The sequence below is a fragment of the Bradyrhizobium sp. SZCCHNR1017 genome (assembly GCF_032381375.1).
In the GTDB taxonomy this organism is placed as follows: domain Bacteria; phylum Pseudomonadota; class Alphaproteobacteria; order Rhizobiales; family Xanthobacteraceae; genus Bradyrhizobium.
This window is the reverse complement of the sequence record NZ_JAUHIR010000010.1, coordinates 146333-163509: the sequence shown is the minus strand read 5'-3', so window position 1 is coordinate 163509 and position 17177 is coordinate 146333. Positions and strand designations below refer to the sequence as shown.

The following is a 17177-nucleotide window of genomic DNA, read 5'->3' as shown; positions in this document are numbered from 1 at the left end:
ACGTGCGCGATAGAACCATCTTCATCCTTCAACTGCTGTTCACACTGCTGGTCGCCGCCTTCCTGGCCGTGCCGGCCGGCCTTTCGATCGCCGCGGGCGTGACCGTCAACTACTTCCGCGGCATTCAATCCGGCGTGACGCTGCAGTGGGTGGCCCAGGTCTGGGAGCTCTACGCGGGCACGATCATGGCATCGATCCTGATCGCGCTGGGCACGCTGGCGGTCACGCTCGTGGTCGGTGTTCCCGCTGCCTATGCGCTGTACGTTCGCGGCGGACGGCTGGCGCGGCTGGTCGAGGAAATCATCACCTTGCCGCTCGCGATTCCCGGGCTCGCCATCGCGCTCGCGCTGTTGCTCACCTATGGCGGGGCGGGAAGCTTCCGCCGCTCATGGCTGTTCATCCTCGCCGGCCATGTGATCTTTACGATGCCATTCATGGTGCGGTCCGTCATGGCGGTGTTCTCGACGATCGACGTGAAGTCGCTCGACGAAGGTGCCGCATCGGTCGGAGCCGCGCCATGGCGCCGCTTCATCGACGTCATCGTTCCCAACGCCGCGCCCGGCATCCTGGCGGGCAGCCTCATGGTGGTGACACTATCTCTCGGAGAGTTCAACCTGACCTGGATGTTGCATACGCCGCTGACCAAGACACTGCCGGTCGGCCTCGCCGACAGCTACGCATCGATGCGGCTCGAGGTCGCGTCCGCCTACACGCTGATCTTCTTCGTCATGATCATCCCGCTGCTGGTGGCCATGCAATGGATCGGCGAGAGAGGAAGCCTGAGGTGAGCACGATGACCCGGCATGGAGCCGCCCTCAAGGTGGAGAATTGCGGCAAGACCTTTGCCGACGGGACCTGCGCGCTTGCGCGCGCCACGCTCGACATCGCGCAGAGCGAGACGCTGGTGCTGTTGGGGCCGTCTGGCTGCGGCAAGACCACGCTGCTGCGGATCGTGGCCGGGCTCGAAACACCCGATGCGGGCGGGCGCGTGCTGTTCGGCGGCAAGGATCTGACGAGGCAGCCGATCGAGAAGCGCAATGTCGGCATGGTGTTTCAATCCTACGCGCTGTTCCCCAACATGACCGTCGCGGACAATATCGGCTACGGGCTCAAGATCCGCGGCGTGCCCAAGCCGGAGCGCGCCGCGCGGGTCGCAGAGCTGGTCACGTTGACCAACCTCGCCGGCCTCGAAGATCGGCGAATCGATCAGCTCTCGGGCGGCCAGCGCCAGCGCGTCGCGCTGGCGCGCGCGGTCGCGATACGGCCGAGCGTGCTGCTGCTCGACGAGCCGCTCACCGCGCTCGATGCGGCCTTGCGAGAGCGCCTGCGCGGCGAGCTCAACGGCTTGTTGCGCACGCTCGGCATCACCGCGATCTACGTCACGCATGACCAGGCCGAAGCCATGGAGCTCGGCGACCGCATCGTCGTGATGCGCAAGGGCGCCATCGCCCAGATCGGGACGCCGCGCGAGATCTATTTCTCGCCCGCCGATCGATTCGTCGCGGAGTTCGTCGGCGCGGCCAACATCATCGAGGCGCCGATCGACGGAGCCCAGCTCGTTCTGCCGGGAGGTCGGCAGCCGATCGCCGATCCCGGTCCACGTAACCTGGCGGTGGCGATGGTTCGGCCGGAAACGATCGGGATCGTCGATGCCGCGGCATCGAGTCTGACTGGCGTCGTCGACAGCGTCCGCTTTGTCGGCGACCGGCAGCGGATCATCGTCCGCGACGCCGCCTCAATTGCACTGACCGTGGACGCGCCGAATTCGATCAGGGTCGCTGCGGGAGAGCGGATCGGCCTGCGGATTGCACCGGACTCCATTCGGCTGTTGCCGGAGAAAGGCTGATCTGCTGATGACCAAGAGCCCCGTCGTCATCGCCCAGATATCCGACCTGCACATCAAGGCGCCCGGCCGGCTCGCCTACCGCCGCGTCGATACGGCGCGCGCGTTGACCCGTTGCATCACGGAGCTCAACCGGTTCGAGCCGAAGCTCGATCTGGTGGTGATCTCGGGCGATCTCGTCGATACGCCGTCGTCGGCCGAGTACGATCATCTCAAGGATATTCTCGTCGAGCTTGGAACTCCATTCGTCGCCGTGCCCGGCAATCACGATTCACGCGAGCTGATGCGCGCGGCGTTTCCGGACGCTCTGCATGGTCACCCCACCGGTCCGCTGAACCGGTGCGTGGAGTTGGCCGATCTCGATCTGCTTCTGCTCGATTCCAGCGTGCCCGGCCATCCGCATGGCGAGCTCGATGAAGCGAGTCTGCAATGGCTCGACGCCGCGCTGTCCGGATCCAGCGAAAGGCCGGCCCTGCTGTTTCTGCACCACCCGCCGTTCGCCACTGGCATCTGGCACATGGACCGGCAGAACCTGCGCAACGCCGACGATCTCGCGGCCGTCCTCACGCGCCATCCGCGGGTGCAACTGATCGGGTGCGGTCACGTTCATCGCGCGACGCTGACCCGGTTTGCGGGCATCCCCTGCACGATCTGCCCGGCACCGAACCATGCCGTCGCGCTCGACCTGGCCGAGCTTCGTCCGCCATCCTTCCGGATCGAGCCACCGGCCTTTCACCTTCATGCCTGGTTTCCAGGACCGGGATTTGGAACGGTCGTCACGCATCAGGTGCCGATCGGGGATTTCGACGGGCCGCATCCGTTCTTCAATCAGGACGGCACGCTCATCGACTGAGGGCGCAAGAACGAAGCGAGGCGGCGGGGTCTGGTCTAGCTCTCGACCTCGAACGTCACGCGCTCCGCCGCGAAGCGCGAGCGCTTGCTGACCAGCGGCGTCCCATCGGCATCGATGTCGGTGCTGTCGACCACCAGCACCGGACGGCCCAGCGCGAGGTCGAGCCGTGCGGCGTCGCTCGCGTCGGCGATGGCCGCCGTGATCCTGGTCGCGCCGCGGCGATAGTCGCGAATGCCGTAATTCGCAAGCAGCGCCGTCATCGAGCGGAGCGATGCGAAGATGTGGCCGGCCTCGGGAAATCGCTCGGACGACAGCCAGGACGTGCTGACGCAGATGGGGGTCTTGTCGGCAAGACGCAGTGCCTCGATTCGGACCAGCGGCGCCCCCGTCTTCAGTCGGAGCGCGTGCGCGAGTTCGCGCGTCGCCGACTCTTCGGACGCTGCGATCAACTGTCCGCGCGGCTCGCGCCCGCCGGCGCCCACGATCTCGGAGAACCTGGTTCGCGATCTCAGGGGATATGACAGACGAGGCGCTTCGACATAAGTGCCGCTGCCGCGCTCGGCGCGCACGAGGCCGCGCTCGGCCAAGGTCGCGAGCGCGCGACGCACCGTATGACGGTTGACGCGGTAGGTTTCGGCGATCTCGGTCTCGCCGGGCAGGCGGGTGCCGGCCGCGAAGCGGCCGTCGGCGATGTCGCGCTCGATGCCGTCGGCCACCCGGCGCCACAGTGCCACGCCCGAGTCGGCGCCCTGCATGCTCATCTGCGGTTCTCCGCTGCGCGACCTGAAAATCACGCCCATGTCATCAAACAGTCATGGCGCTTCGTTACGAAGTTGTCTATTAACATAGACAACTTCGCGATAGCAAGTTCGAGGTGAAGATGGAGGGCGAGACCGCGATGCAGGACCGGCGCAGGACGGCGATGCGGGTATTGGCGCATGCCTCGCATGCGGACATCCGCGCCAGGCTCGACGGACTGGCGCTGCCTGAGTATCGCGACCTGCGTCCGGCGGAGAATGGTCTCGTGATGCTGCGGGGCCGGATCGGCGGTGATGGTGCGCCGTTCAATGTCGGCGAAGCGACGGTGTCGCGCGCCGCGGTACGGCTGGAGAGCGGCGAGGTCGGGTTCGGCTATGTGCTCGGACGAGACGCCGGCAAGGCGCGTCTGATGGCGCTGTGTGACGCGATGATCCAGTCGTCGAGCCATGCGCGATCGATCGAGACTCAGGTGGTCGCGCCGCTGCAGGAGCAGATGCGCGCATCGCGGGAGCATCGAGCGGAGGAGGCTGCGGCCACGCGTGTCGATTTCTACACCATGGTGCGAGGAGAGGGCTGATGGGTCTCGCGGCTTCCGATCTGCAACACGGTTTCGCCGACAATGTTCTGTCCGCGCAATCCACCTTCCGTACCGTCATGGAGGCCATGGCGCGTCCGGGCAATGTGCGGCAGGTCGAGGGCGATGTCGGCCGGCCGTCGTCGTTGATGCCTGGTGCTGCCGCGATCGCGTTGACCTTGTTCGATCACGATACGCCGATCTGGCTCGATGCGCCGCTCGCCGGCACGCCCGAGGTCGGCGCCTGGCTCAAGTTTCACACCGGGGCGCCGATCGTCGCCGATGCCGCGCTCGCCTGCTTTGCGGTGGCGGCGGACCCCGAAGCGCTGCCTGATCTGAATTCATTCGCGCTCGGCAGTGCTGAATACCCTGATCGCTCGACGACGCTGATCCTGCAGGTGCCGAGCTTGTCCGAGGGGCCGGCGTTCAAGCTGCGCGGTCCAGGCATCGACGGGGCGACATCGTTCCGTGCAACGGTCGCGCCCGCCGATCTGTTCGAGCGGCTGTCGATCAATGAGAAGCTGTTTCCGCGTGGTGTCGATGTGGTGCTGGTCGATGGCTCGTCCATCGTCGCCATCCCGCGAACGACCCGACTCGTTTCCGCAGGAGAGTGAGGCATGTATGTTGCCGTCAAGGGTGGCGAGCGCGCCATCGAGAACGCGCACCGGCTGCTGGCGCATGAACGCCGGGGTGATCGCGATGTGCCCGAACTTTCGCTGGCGCAGATCTCCGAGCAGTTGGGGCTTGCCGTCGATCGCGTGATGACCGAGGGCTCGCTGTACGACCGCGAGCTCGCGTCGCTCGCAATCAAGCAGGCACGCGGTGATCTGATCGAGGCGATCTTCCTGGTGCGTGCCTTCCGCGCGACCCTGCCGCGCTTCGGTGCAACCGAGCCGGTCGACACCGGTGCGATGCGGGTGCAGCGGCGCGTCTCGTCGACCTTCAAGGACATTCCGGGCGGCCAGGTGCTCGGGCCGACCTTCGACTATACGCATCGGCTGCTCGATCCGCAGTTGGCGGCCGGCGCCGAGCCGGAGCCGCCGGCCCGTGCCGAGGCGCCGAATGCGCCGACGCCGCGTGTCACCGACATTCTCGGCCAGGACGGGCTGATCGAGCCGTCGCCGCAAGCCGATGTTGGCGCGCCGGTCGGCGATCTCACCCGCGATCCTCTGAGCTTTCCCGCGGATCGTGATCTGCGGTTGCAGAATCTCGCACGCGGTGATGAGGGCTTTCTGCTCGCGCTCGGCTACTCGACCCAGCGCGGCTACGGCCGCAACCATCCCTTCGCCGGCGAAATCCGCTTCGGCGAAGTCGAGGTCGAGTTCTTGGCCGAGGAGATCGGCTTTGCGGTGCCGCTCGGATCGGTCGAGCTGACCGAATGCCAGATGGTGAACCAGTTCAAGGGATCGGCCACCGAGCCGCCGTGCTTCACGCGCGGTTACGGTCTCGCCTTCGGCCAGAGCGAGCGCAAGACGATGTCGATGGCGCTGGTCGACCGCGCCTTGCGGGCGCGTGAGCTGGGTGAGGATGTGATTGCGCCGGCGCAGGATGAGGAGTTCGTGATGTCGCACTCCGACAATGTGCAGGCGACCGGGTTCGTCGAGCATCTGAAGCTGCCGCACTATGTCGACTTCCAGTCCGAGCTCGGCCTGCTGCGCAAGCTGCGCCAGGAATTCGCCGAGGCCAATGCCGTTCCCGAATTGAAGGAAGCTGCGGAATGAGCGCGCCGACCTACAATTTCGCCTATCTCGACGAGCAGACCAAGCGGATGATCCGTCGCGCCATCCTGAAGGCGATCGCGATTCCCGGCTATCAGGTGCCGTTCGCGAGCCGCGAGATGCCGATGCCCTATGGCTGGGGCACCGGCGGTGTGCAGGTCACCGCCGCCATTCTCGGTCCCGACGACGTGCTCAAGGTCATCGATCAGGGATCGGACGATACGACAAATGCGATCTCGATCCGCAAATTCTTCGCCAAGACCGCGGGCGTCGCGACCACGACGTCGACGGAAGAGGCGAGCGTGATCCAGACCCGGCATCGCATTCCCGAGGCGCCGCTTCACGAGGGGCAGGTGCTGGTCTATCAGGTGCCGATCCCGGAGCCGTTGCGCTTTCTCGAGCCGCGCGAGACCGAGACCCGCCGCATGCATGCGCTGGCCGAATATGGCCTGATGCACGTCAAGCTCTATGAGGACATCGCACGCTTCGGTCACATCGCGACGTCCTACGCCTATCCGGTCAAGGTCAATGCGCGCTACGTGATGGATCCGTCGCCGACGCCGAAGTTCGACAATCCCAAGATGGACAATTGCCCGGCGCTGCAATTGTTCGGTGCGGGGCGCGAGAAGCGAATCTATGCCATTCCGCCCTATACGCCGGTCGTCTCGCTGGATTTCGAGGACCATCCGTTCACGCGCTACAAGTTCGATGCGCCCTGCGCGCTGTGCGGCGCGGAGGATTCCTACCTGGACGAGATCGTGACCGACGACAAGGGCAGCCGCATGTTCGTCTGCTCCGACACCGATTACTGCGAGGGCCGCCAGGCGTCCGGACATCGTGGCGCGCAGAGCGCCGCCCCGCACAAGGAGAGCGCCCATGGCTGAGATGATCAGTGCGTCCGATCAGCCGCTGCTCGTCGCGGAAGGGCTTGCGAAGAGCTACGGCCGGTTGGCAGCCTGCCGCGACGTCTCCTTCGTGCTCTATCCCGGCGAGGTGCTCGCCATCGTCGGCGAGTCCGGCTCGGGCAAATCGACACTCCTGCAGATGCTGTCGGCGCAACTGGCGCCGACGTTGGGCCACGTGTCCTATCGGATGCGGGACGGGGTGCTGCGCGATCTTGCCGGCCTTGGCGAGGCGGAGCGCCGTTTTCTGTTCCGCACCGATTGGGGCTATGTCCATCAGGACCCGACGCAAGGCCTGCGCATGGCGGTCTCCGCCGGCGCCAATGTCGGCGAGCGGCTGATGGCGGTCGGCTGGAATCATTACGGTCGGATCAGGCAGACCGCCTCGTCCTGGCTCGCGCGCGTGGAGATCGACGTTGCCCGCATCGACGATGCGCCGCGGACCTATTCCGGCGGCATGCGGCAGCGGCTGCAGATCGCGCGCAATCTCGTGACCGAGCCCAGGCTCGTGTTCATGGACGAGCCGACTGGGGGGCTCGACGTGTCCGTGCAGGCGCGCCTGCTCGATCTGATGCGCAGCCTCGTCAACGAACTCGGCCTCGCCGCCATCGTCGTGACCCACGATCTGGCCGTGGCGCGGTTGCTGTCTCATCGTGTGATGGTCATGAAGGAGGGGCGGGTGATCGAGACCGGCCTCACCGACCAGGTGCTCGACGATCCGCGCGAGCCGTACACACAGCTCCTTGTGTCCTCGATCCTGCCGCCATGATGCAATTGGGCCCAATGCGATGACTGTGATGATCGATGTCGAGAATGCAGAGAAGACCTTCACCATGCATCTGCAGGGCGGCATATCTCTGCCCGTGGTGCGCGGCGTGTCGTTCCAGGTCAAGGCCGGCGAATGCGTCGTGTTGTCGGGACCGTCGGGCGCTGGCAAGTCGTCGATCCTGAAGATGATCTTCGGCAACTACCGTTGCGATGGCGGACGCATCGGCGTCCGGCACCTCGGCGAGATGACCGATCTCGCCGGCGCCGAGCCGCGCCTGGTCCTCCATGCGAGGCGGCAGACTATCGGCTATGTCAGTCAGTTCCTGCGCGCGGTGCCGCGCGTCCCTGCGCTCGATGTCGTTGCCGAGCCGCTGCTCGCGGCCGGCCTGCCGCGCGACGATGCGAGGGTGCGGGCGGGGGGACTGCTGCGGCGGCTGAACATTCCCGAGCGGCTGTGGTCGCTGCCGCCATCGACCTTCTCGGGCGGCGAGCAGCAGCGGGTCAACATCGCTCGCGGCTTCATCTCCGACGTCCCGGTGCTGCTGCTCGATGAGCCGACCGCGTCGCTCGATGCGGCGAACCGTGCGGTCGTGGTCGACCTGATTGCGGCGAAGAAGAAGGACGGGGTGGCGATGCTCGCGATCGTGCATGATGACGAGATCCGTGCGCAGATTGCGGATCGTACGGTCGACGTCATGACATTCGCTGCGGCGGCATGAGGTACACATTGCAGATGAGCGCGAACATGTCCGATATCGTGATAGGCAATGCCAGGCTGGTCCTCGCCGACCGCGTCGTCGAGCAGGGCTGGGTGGCGATCGCCGGAGGCCGGATCGCGGAACTGGGCGAGGGAGCGGCGCCGGCCGGCAGCCTGGATGCCGGCGGCGACCTGCTGATGCCCGGGCTGGTCGAACTGCACACCGATCACCTCGAGGCGCATTTCGTGCCGCGCCCAAAGGTCTATTGGGATCCCGTTGCGGCGGTCATTTCCTATGACGGGCAACTCGCGACCGCGGGCATCACGACGGTGCTGGATTCGCTGCGGGTGTGGAGCGAGGAGGGCGCCGAGGGCGTCGACGGCCAGGCCAATGTGCTCGCGGAAGCGATCGCGACGGCGCGCGACGGCGGGCTGCTGCGGTCCGATCACTTCCTGCATCTGCGCTGCGAGGTGCCGATGCCGACCGTGGTCGAGGAGGCGCGGCAACTGGCGGGGCGTCCGGATGTGCGGCTGATGTCGCTGATGGATCATACGCCTGGGCAGCGCCAATTTCGCGACGAAGGCAAGCTGCGCGACTACTATCGCGGCAAGAGCGGCGGCAAGACCGATGCGGAGCTCGACGTGATGTTCGCACGCCGCTTCGCCTATCAGCAGGCCTATGCGGCGCCGAACATGCGCGACATCGTTGCACTGGCGAAGACCCATGACGTGCCCCTGGCCAGTCACGATGACACGACGGAGGAGAACGTCGCCGATGCAATCAAGGACGGCATCGCCGTCGCGGAGTTTCCAACCACGATGGAAGCCGCGCGGGGCCTTCACCAGGCGGGCATCAGCATTCTGATGGGCGCTCCGAACGTGGTGCGCGGCGGGTCTCACTCCGGCAATATCGCCGCCGTGGATCTGGCGCGCGAGGGCCTGCTCGACATTCTGTCGTCGGACTACGTCCCGTCGAGCCTGCTGATGGGCGCGCTGCAATTGCCGCAGCGGGTGCCGTCCATCGGTCTTGCGGCGGCCGTCCGCACCGTCACCAAGGCCCCTGCGGACGCCGTCGGCCTGCATGATCGCGGCGAGATCGCGGTGGGCAAGCGTGCGGACCTGATCCGCGTCCATGTCGCGGGCCAGTTGTCGGTCGTGCGCAGCGTCTGGCGGGAAGGACAGCGGGTGGCATGAGCGAAACCGAGGTTGCATCGGCGAAGACGCCCGCGAAGCTCGGTCCCGGCCGCCTGATCCTGGTGGTCGGGCCGAGCGGCGCGGGCAAGGACACCTTGCTCAATGTGGCGCGCCGCGAATGCGCCAGCGACGACCGGATCGTTTTTCCGCGGCGGATCGTCACGCGCGAGGCCTCGGCTTTCGAGGATAATCTCGAGATGAGCGCGTCCGCTTTTCGTGAGGCGCTCAGCGCCGGTGAGTTCGCGCTGCATTGGGAGGCCCACGGACATGACTACGGCGTGCCGCGCGCGATCAAGGATGACATCCTGGCCGGCCGCACCGTGGTCGTGAACGTCTCGAGAACGATCATTCCCGCCGCGCGTCGGGACTATGCCGACGTCATCGTCGTCGCCATCACTGCGCCGGCGGATGTTCTCGCCGAACGGCTCGGCAAGCGGCACCGCCCCAGTGACGGCGATATCGGTGAGCGTCTTCACCGGGCGGTGAGCGAAGACACCGCGGCGGACGTCACGATCGTCAATGTCGGCGATCCCGAGCCGCACGGTCACAGGCTGGCGGACATCATCAAGCGACCGATCGACGCAGAACCGATCGGATCCGAGGGAGGAAGCGGCCATGTCGATCATCACCACGATTGAGCAGCTCGAGGCGATCTATGGCGAGACGGGGCTGGCATCGACGGCGAAGGTGGCTGATCGCGTGACGCCGCACTACCGGATCATGATCGAGAAGTCGCCTTTCGTGGCGCTGGCGACGTGTGGTCCCGAAGGTCTCGACTGTTCGCCGCGCGGCGATCTTCCCGGCTTCATCCGCATCCATGACGACAAGACGCTTATGATGCCGGATCGCCGCGGCAACAATCGCGTGGATTCCTTGCGCAACGTCGTGCGCGATCCGCGGATCGCGCTGCTGTTCCTGATTCCGGGATCGGGCAATACGCTGCGTGTGAACGGGCACGGTCACCTGTCGACCGCTCCCGATCTGTTGGAGTCGTTCCGGATGGAAGGCAAGCTGCCGCGCTCCGTCCTGGTCATGACGGTGGAAGAGATCTACTTCCAATGTGCGCGCGCGATCGTTCGTGCCGATCTCTGGAACCCGGACAAGCGGGTCGACCCGCAGCAACTGCCGACGCCGGGACAGATCCTTGCGGCGATGACGGCCAACGACATCGACGGCGCGGCGTACGATCGCGAATGGCCCGAGCGTGCGCGGAAATCCATGTGGTGAATTCGGCGCGCGGCTCTTCAAAAAAGGGGAGGCCGCGCTCCTAAAGATCAGGCTGCGACATCGAGCAGGCGTGAGGATCCCCTGACGAGCACCTTGCGGCCGGCCATTGTGAGTGTTGCCGCGCCATTGTCGATGGAGGCGAGTCCAAATGCAGTGAGCTCGTCGACAATCATGCCGTTCAGCCTGCGGCGTTCACGCGCGGGAATGCGAAGCGCCTTCAGCGTCTCCCATTGGTCCGGCGTGAGTTCGTGTTCGAATTCCGCGTTCATGCTGCCTCGAATGTTGACGTTCGGCACTCGTCTTAGAAAGTCCGCGTGACGAAGATGCGACCTTCATGCATCCGTACTGATACGGTCCACGTCATTACGCTCGAACCCGCCCGCGATTAATTCAAATTTGAATGATCGCGAATGTGGTGCTGCATTGCAGCTCGCCGTGTTGGTAGCGGTGAACGATCGTCCGTCGTTAACAGATAATTAAGCCATGTGGGCAGCGCACAACGGTAACGCCGCTGTCACATCGGTGTGTCAAACGGCGCCATCGTCCTGCTCGAATCGGCCGGCGCATGTTTGAAACGAAACACGTTGAATGGCTGACCTGACCGACGTTCCGCCGCTGCGATCGAACCGCAGAATCTGGTTGCGCAGTCTGGGCGGACTGGCCTTGAGCCTCTCGATTGCAGCTGCGGCCGCGTATGTCCTGGCACGCGCCGTCAAGAAGCTCGACCTTGCTCATGTTCTGTCGATCGTCGAGGCCACGGACCTTCATCTGATCGCGATGGCGCTGGCGTTCATCGTCCTCTCCTACGCCAGCCTCACGCTCTACGACCTGTTCGCGTTGCGGACGATCGGCCGCCGGGACATTCCCTATCGCGCCGCCGCGCTTGGCAGCTTCACGAGCTACCCGATCGCGCACGGCATCGGTGCGGTCGCGCTGATCTCGCCGCTGGTGCGATATCGGATCTACGCGCCGTACCGGCTCGGTGCGATCGACATTGCCAATATCAGCTTCCTGACCGGCCTGACCTTCTGGCTCGGAAATCTCACCGCGCTCGGCCTGAGCTTGATGATCGATCCGGATGCCTTCGGATGGATGGAATATTGGCCGCCGGCGATCAACCGTGTCGTTGCCGCGGCACTGCTTTGCGCCGTTGCCGCCTTCGTCGTGTGGAGCTGGCCCGGGCGGCGAAGTGCGCGCTGGCCCGTTCGACTGCCGTCCGGGCCCGCTGTGCTGCTGCAGATCGTGGTCGGCCTGTTCGAGCTCAGCGCCGCGGCGCTGGCAATGTACGTCCTCATGCCGGCGGAACTCGGCATCGACCTCGCGCGGCTGATGGCGGTCTTCATTGCCGCGACCTTGCTTGGATTTGCCAGCCATGCCCCAGCCGGCATCGGCCTGTTCGACGCAACGATCCTGCTGGGCCTGGGCGGCGTTGACCAGGAGCGCCTGCTGGCGGCGCTGCTGATCTTCCGCGCGCTCTATCACCTGTTGCCGTTTGTGCTCGCCCTGGTCGTGTTCGGCAGCGTCGAGCTGTCGCGCTCCTGCCGGAGGTCGTCGATGGTGTCAGACCGGCGAGTTCAGCTTCAACCCGATCATGCCGGTGATGATCAGCGTGAGGCAGATCAGCCGTGTCGGGTCCGCCGGCTCGCTGTAGAGGATCATGCCGGCGAGGATGCTCCCGGCCGCGCCGATCCCGGTCCATACCGCATAGGCGGTGCCAAACGGCAGTGAGCGCAGCGCGAGCGACATCATCGCGAAGCTGAGCAGAATGGCGATCACGGTGGCGACGCTGGGCCAGAAGCGCGTCAGGCCGTCGGAATGCTTCAGGCCAAGCGCCCAGATGATCTCGAGAGCTCCGGCCGCGAACAGAGCTAGCCAGCCGTTCATGAGGGCCGCGCGCCCAACGGTTTGACATCGCCCACCGATCCGAGGCGGGCCTCGCGAAGCCGCGGATCGCCTGCACCGAGCAGTCCGGCCATTTCGTCATCTCCGCGCCGGTCGAACCTGCCGTCCATCTGCATGGTTTGCGCGACGCGCATATGACAAGCTGGGCGCGCGTCGGGTCTATCTCTCCTCCATCATCGTGAATACGAATCCTGTCAGCGTTGCGCCGACAGCAAAGGACAGCGTCAACACACCGACGAAGATCACGAGCGTCACGTGCGGATCGACACTGTGGGCGATCAGGGTCGAGATGCCGAACGCATCCAGTTGGGTCAGCCCGAAGGCGAAGCCGAGCCCCATGGCGATGCCCATCAAGGTGTGGCAGGCCAGCTCGATCAGCATGGCCGGATTGACTACTGCGCTGCGTCGTTTGGGCGGCATGGGCTCGGACTCCACGCTATGGCCGATGAACGCTGGAACGGTGAACGTTGTTCCTGTGCCGGCTGGCAAAGCCGATTGCCAAACCGAGCCGACAGCGGCTACGGATGACCGAGGTTCGGTCGCGGAAAAACAAAGCTCGAACGGCCCGTAAGGGGGCCGGCGCGCGGCCGAGCGGCGCAGCGTCGCGCGATCCGACAGGGAGGATAACCCATGACGAACGCCATTCGTTTCCACAAGACGGGCGGTCCCGAGGTTCTCGCTTGGGAGCAGATCGAGGTCGGCAAGCCCGGCCCCGGCGAGGCGCGTATCCGCCACACGGCGGTCGGGCTCAACTTCATCGACATCTACAATCGTTCCGGGCTCTATCCGGTCCAGCTTCCGAGCGGACTGGGCAGCGAGGGCGCGGGTGTGATCGAGGAACTGGGCGAAGGAGTGACGGACCTGAAGGTGGGCGACCGGGTCGCCTACGGCTCGTCGCCGCTCGGCGCCTATTCAGAGGCGCGGCTGATGCCGGCCGCGCTGCTGTTGAAACTGCCCGACGAGATCGACGACAAGACCGCCGCTGCCATGATGCTCAAGGGCCTGACCGCCCAGTACCTGATCCGGCAGACCTACCGCGTCAAGGCGGGCGAGACCATCCTGCTGCATGCCGCCGCCGGCGGCGTCGGCCTCATCCTCAGCCAGTGGGCCAAGCATCTCGGCGTTCACGTCATCGGCACCGTATCCAGCGATGACAAGGCGCAGCTGGCCAAGGCCCACGGCTGCGAGCACACCATCATCTATACGCGGGAGGACTTCGTCGCGCGCGTCGGCGAGATCACCGGCGGCAAGAAGGTGCCCGTGGTCTATGATTCCGTCGGCAAGGACACGTTCCTGAAATCGCTCGATTGCCTCGCGCCGCTCGGCTACGCCGTGCTGTTCGGCCAGTCCTCGGGCGCAGTCGATCCGCTCAATCTCGGCCTGCTCGCCCAGAAGGGCTCGCTGTTCGTGACCCGGCCGACGCTGTTCACCTACGCCGCCAAGCGCGAGAGCCTGGTCGCGATGGCCAACGAGCTGTTCGACGTGGTCAAATCGGGCACGGTGAAGATCGAGGTCAACCAGACCTATCCGCTCAAGGAGGCGGCCCGGGCTCACGCCGATCTCGCGGCACGCAAGACGACCGGCTCGACGGTCTTTCTGGTCTGATCTGGCGCGTCCCCCGGTCGCGAGATCCCGATAGGGCCGGCGCAGCCGGGTCAAACCCGCTCGTGCTTGCGCAGGTCGCGGAGGTGATCGGACCGGGCGGCCTGCAGATCGGCGTCCCGCCCATCGATCTCGGGCAGGGCGGCTTCGGACATGATGTCGGCCGTGACGTCGGCAACCGACCGGTCGACGATCTCGTGGATGAAGCTGACGTTCGAATATTCCCCCGACGCGATACGCGCAACGACGTCGCGCCGGGTCATTTCAGGATCGACCACGGCCTCGCGTCCGCGCCGGCCGTAGTCGATCATCACGACGAAATACTGCATGGAGCGCCGGTTCGCCTTCGGCTGACTGTGATCGCGCCATTATTTCTTTAAATCAGAATTTTGTCAAGGCTGATTCGGTCCACCCTCGCCTCACCGACTCCATCCCCAGCCTGCGCGGCCGTGACCACACCGGCATCAGCACAGAAATAGTCCAGGCGATGTGACGTGGTGTGCGGAAGCATGTTCCTGCACGCCATGAGGACCGCGTCATCGCCCATCACTGCACGTTGAACGTCGCGCCGGGACATTCGGTGGTCACGCTGATCGGGATCCCCTGCGCCGCAGCCGCGGTCGGCTTCGGCTTCGCAACCACCTTCCAGCGGCCGGGCTTGTTCAGCCAATATCTGTGCCTCGATGTCGCAATGCGGCGCTCGGTATAGGTCGTGCCCTTCCAGATCAAAGGGCCCTTCGGCTTCGGTGCCGCGACCTCATGCCACGGTCCGAACTCGCCGAAGTCCATGAACCACAGATGCCATTCGAGCTTCTGATATTCATGATGGGACGCGACCACCTCGACGATGGGGCGGCCGTTCAGCCACGACACCTCGTCCTCGAGTGGCTTGATCTGCTGGCAACGGGTATGCAACGGCTCCTGAACGCGAAGCAGATCGTCTCGCTGGCTTTGCGTGAGCATCGCCGAGGTGACGGGCAGTCCCACGTTCGGATCATCGGCCGGATATGAGCAGATCGGCACCGTCGGCGGCCCCTGGCCCGTCCAGGGATTGTTGCTGCAATAGACTCGCCTCGTCACCGACGAAATGCCGGTGGTCGCCGTTTCCTCCGCCTTTCCGGTTTCCCGGTCCCAGACACCGCTGAACGTCGTCTTTTGATTCGGCGGACAGGCCACGGTCTTGTGGGCCGTCCACCAGTGCGAAACCTCGAATTCATAGTACGAGTAGCGCGGCTCTGGATACAGCACGGCTCTGACGCTGGTCAGCGCGTGGTGCGCTTCGCACGCCGTTCCATAGGTATCCAGCCAGCACACGAGGTGGAAGTTTTCGTTCGGCCAGCATCCCGCACGCGCCGACGACGTGAAGCCGAGTGCGGCGATCACCAAGGTAAAGGCAAGAAGATATCTCCGCATGGCGTTTCCCCATGTCCTGCCTGTGCAGCCACAGGTTGAAGATGAGTTTGCTCCGGCGCGGCGCCTGGTCGTTGATCGGGATCAATCCGCTTGCGCGACGTCGGCAACGCCGGCCGGACGTCGGCGATGACGCGATGGCACAGCGGGTCCGCTCGCTGGCGGCCCGTGGATCGTCGGGGCCGGTCACCGCTTGGAGCCGAGATAGCGGAAGACCAGCCTGTCCCACCGCCGCCTCCGAATGCCGACTGCTACGTCCATCGCGATGAGCTGCGGGTCGAGGACTGATCCGGGCGCCGGGCGCGGCTGGTGGCAAGGCGTCACGCCCGTCGGGCGAATCAGGGTCGATGCACCCGCACGATGGTCCGTTCATGGCATTCGATGGCCTGCAGACGACGTGTGCGGAAACGCTTGTTTTGGGCGAGGCTTCAACGCATTGCCCCGGTCTGGCCCGCCGGGCCGAAAAATTCTTCTTTCTCTTTTTCAGAATTCATGATTGTCTACGCGCATCCCGCCTCATGGAGAGAGGCGTATCGCGGTCGTCACGACACGTGGAGGCGGGGAGTGATGGGCGAGCCGGTTTGCAGCGTGGTCATTCGCGCCGACGAACAACACCGGCTCGTACGGTCAAGTCGCGTGGTCCTGATACCCCGATGCCGGTATCAAGCCTGCGCCGGCGCTGACAGCGCCGCGTGGGTGACGGTGACCAACAAGCCCGGCGCACCGGGGAGAACGCGAAGCAGCCGTGAAAACCATCGCGCAGGGAGGGCCGGATCGTTCCGGCTGGACCTGTGGTACCTGCCGCCTGCGTTTTTTGAGCAGGCGGGCCACGGGCCTCAGTCGAGGTCCGGCCTTCCCTGCACCCTCTCGTTTGAAGAGGGTGAGACCACTGTATCACTCGGACGCCTGGGCGCCGCGAGGCTAAGGACGCACATCCCCATATGTCGCTCAGAATTGTTGATCACGACGGCGCCGCAGGCGCGGTGCCTACCCTCCCTTGGAGGTGGGATGCAGGGAGAGCGCCTCGGCGTTCCCCCTGCATCCGGCGTCGAGTCTTACTTGTTTGCCGCGCGGGCGCGCGACTTGGCGGCCGCCTTGGCGCGGATCCGCGAGATCTGGCCGCGTGGCAGGGTGACGAAGATCTCGCCGATCCAGTCCAGCTTGACCCCCACGATCGGCTTGGCGTTGAAGCTCTTCAGATTGACCACGGACGGCGATTTGCCGCGCTCGATCGTCTTCAGGTAGCGCTCGCCGGACTTGAGGCGTACCACCGCCTCCTCGCCGTAGAAGCTCGACAGCGGGTGCCGCTGCTCGCGGTAGACCACGATCACGTCGCCATTCTCGTATTTCGGCAGCATCGAATCGCCCGTGACCTCGAAGGCGATGGTCTCCTCGGAGATCGGGAAGGGCAGGGCGACCTCGCCGAGGCCCTCGACGGGCACCTGCTCGTAATCCGGCTCGATCACCGAGCCGGCTCCGACCCGCCCCATGATGGGGACGGAATTGAGCTCCAGATACTCCGTGATGAGCGGAATCTCGGCCGCCTTGATCAGGCGCTGGCCGCCGAGGATCTCGGAGACCGCGCCCGGCCGCACGCCCATGGCGCGGGCCAACCCTCCTTTCGTCTTTCCCGGCTTCTCGAGTGCACGCTCGATCATGGCAACGTCCAACATGGCTTTGACCTCTTTTGCGAATCTCGGAAGGGATTATATGTTTCGAATAATCAGA

Annotated in this window: 20 protein-coding genes; 13 read left to right on the top strand and 7 right to left on the bottom strand. The window is 65.3% G+C overall.

Features of this window, described 5'->3' with window-relative positions; translation table 11 throughout:
* Positions 1-2 precede the first annotated feature (2 nt).
* Genes QW863_RS23960 through QW863_RS23950 form a run of 3 tightly spaced genes read left to right on the top strand, consistent with a single transcriptional unit; the run spans position 3 to position 2696 of the window.
* Positions 3-788, top strand: coding sequence for an ABC transporter permease (locus tag QW863_RS23960; protein WP_315713037.1), 786 nt, complete (start codon positions 3-5; stop codon positions 786-788).
* Positions 789-793: 5 nt separating this feature from the next.
* Positions 794-1846, top strand: coding sequence for an ABC transporter ATP-binding protein (locus tag QW863_RS23955; RefSeq protein WP_315713035.1), 1053 nt, complete (start codon positions 794-796; stop codon positions 1844-1846).
* Between the two features lie 7 nt (positions 1847-1853).
* Positions 1854-2696, top strand: coding sequence for a phosphodiesterase (locus QW863_RS23950; RefSeq protein WP_315713033.1), 843 nt, complete (start codon positions 1854-1856; stop codon positions 2694-2696).
* Between the two features lie 35 nt (positions 2697-2731).
* On the opposite strand, the gene phnF is transcribed toward QW863_RS23950, so the two are convergent.
* The gene (gene phnF / locus QW863_RS23945; protein WP_315713031.1) at positions 2732-3457 is read right to left on the bottom strand and encodes a phosphonate metabolism transcriptional regulator PhnF; all 726 of its coding nucleotides are present in this window, start codon (positions 3455-3457) and stop codon (positions 2732-2734) included.
* Between the two features lie 119 nt (positions 3458-3576).
* Here phnF and phnG point away from each other — a divergent pair, with 119 nt between their 5' ends.
* Genes phnG through QW863_RS23900 form a run of 9 tightly spaced genes read left to right on the top strand, consistent with a single transcriptional unit; the run spans position 3577 to position 10535 of the window.
* Positions 3577-4032 (top strand): phosphonate C-P lyase system protein PhnG, encoded by a 456-nt coding sequence (gene phnG, locus QW863_RS23940; RefSeq protein WP_315713029.1) that lies wholly within the window; start codon positions 3577-3579, stop codon positions 4030-4032.
* Positions 4032-4643: a phosphonate C-P lyase system protein PhnH gene (gene phnH, locus QW863_RS23935; protein WP_315713027.1), complete on the top strand. Its 612-nt coding sequence runs from the start codon at positions 4032-4034 to the stop codon at positions 4641-4643. The genes phnG and phnH overlap by 1 nt, the downstream gene beginning before the upstream one ends.
* Positions 4644-4646: 3 nt before the next feature.
* A complete protein-coding gene (locus QW863_RS23930) occupies positions 4647-5750 on the top strand; it encodes a carbon-phosphorus lyase complex subunit PhnI (protein WP_315713024.1) in 1104 nt (367 codons plus the stop codon).
* A complete protein-coding gene (locus QW863_RS23925; protein WP_315713022.1) occupies positions 5747-6631 on the top strand; it encodes an alpha-D-ribose 1-methylphosphonate 5-phosphate C-P-lyase PhnJ in 885 nt (294 codons plus the stop codon). The genes QW863_RS23930 and QW863_RS23925 overlap by 4 nt, the downstream gene beginning before the upstream one ends.
* The gene (gene phnK, locus QW863_RS23920; RefSeq protein WP_315713020.1) at positions 6624-7418 is read left to right on the top strand and encodes a phosphonate C-P lyase system protein PhnK; all 795 of its coding nucleotides are present in this window, start codon (positions 6624-6626) and stop codon (positions 7416-7418) included. Before QW863_RS23925 ends, phnK begins: the two co-directional genes overlap by 8 nt.
* Before the next feature lie 19 nt (positions 7419-7437).
* A complete protein-coding gene (gene phnL, locus QW863_RS23915; protein WP_315713018.1) occupies positions 7438-8136 on the top strand; it encodes a phosphonate C-P lyase system protein PhnL in 699 nt (232 codons plus the stop codon).
* A gap of 14 nt (positions 8137-8150) precedes the next feature.
* Positions 8151-9308, top strand: coding sequence for an alpha-D-ribose 1-methylphosphonate 5-triphosphate diphosphatase (locus QW863_RS23910; RefSeq protein WP_315713016.1), 1158 nt, complete (start codon positions 8151-8153; stop codon positions 9306-9308).
* The gene (phnN, locus tag QW863_RS23905) at positions 9305-9946 is read left to right on the top strand and encodes a phosphonate metabolism protein/1,5-bisphosphokinase (PRPP-forming) PhnN (RefSeq protein WP_315713015.1); all 642 of its coding nucleotides are present in this window, start codon (positions 9305-9307) and stop codon (positions 9944-9946) included. Before QW863_RS23910 ends, phnN begins: the two co-directional genes overlap by 4 nt.
* Positions 9924-10535, top strand: a complete 612-nt coding sequence (locus tag QW863_RS23900; protein ID WP_315713014.1) for a pyridoxamine 5'-phosphate oxidase family protein — start codon at positions 9924-9926, stop codon at positions 10533-10535. Before phnN ends, QW863_RS23900 begins: the two co-directional genes overlap by 23 nt.
* 47 nt (positions 10536-10582) lie before the next feature.
* Here QW863_RS23900 and QW863_RS23895 read toward each other — a convergent pair whose 3' ends face one another.
* The 3 genes from QW863_RS23895 to QW863_RS23885 form a co-directional block, all read right to left on the bottom strand.
* Positions 10583-10804: a hypothetical protein gene (locus QW863_RS23895; protein ID WP_315713638.1), complete on the bottom strand. Its 222-nt coding sequence runs from the start codon at positions 10802-10804 to the stop codon at positions 10583-10585.
* A 1291-nt stretch (positions 10805-12095) separates the two neighbouring features.
* Positions 12096-12419, bottom strand: coding sequence for a multidrug efflux SMR transporter (locus tag QW863_RS23890; RefSeq protein ID WP_315713012.1), 324 nt, complete (start codon positions 12417-12419; stop codon positions 12096-12098).
* Between the two features lie 177 nt (positions 12420-12596).
* Positions 12597-12857 (bottom strand): hypothetical protein, encoded by a 261-nt coding sequence (locus QW863_RS23885; protein ID WP_315713637.1) that lies wholly within the window; start codon positions 12855-12857, stop codon positions 12597-12599.
* Between the two features lie 210 nt (positions 12858-13067).
* On the opposite strand from QW863_RS23885, the gene QW863_RS23880 reads away from it, so the two are divergent.
* Positions 13068-14042, top strand: coding sequence for a quinone oxidoreductase (locus QW863_RS23880; RefSeq protein WP_315713010.1), 975 nt, complete (start codon positions 13068-13070; stop codon positions 14040-14042).
* 50 nt (positions 14043-14092) lie between these two features.
* Here QW863_RS23880 and QW863_RS23875 read toward each other — a convergent pair whose 3' ends face one another.
* From QW863_RS23875 to QW863_RS23865, 3 genes are all read right to left on the bottom strand, one after another.
* Positions 14093-14368 carry a hypothetical protein gene (locus tag QW863_RS23875; RefSeq protein WP_315713008.1) on the bottom strand — a complete coding sequence of 92 codons (276 nt, stop codon included), beginning with the start codon at positions 14366-14368 and terminating at the stop codon, positions 14093-14095.
* A 217-nt stretch (positions 14369-14585) separates the two neighbouring features.
* Positions 14586-15452: a hypothetical protein gene (locus QW863_RS23870; RefSeq protein ID WP_315713006.1), complete on the bottom strand. Its 867-nt coding sequence runs from the start codon at positions 15450-15452 to the stop codon at positions 14586-14588.
* Between the two features lie 1052 nt (positions 15453-16504).
* Complete coding sequence (locus QW863_RS23865) at positions 16505-17122, bottom strand: helix-turn-helix transcriptional regulator (protein WP_315713004.1); 618 nt, start codon at positions 17120-17122, stop codon at positions 16505-16507.
* Between the last annotated feature and the right edge of the window lie 55 nt (positions 17123-17177).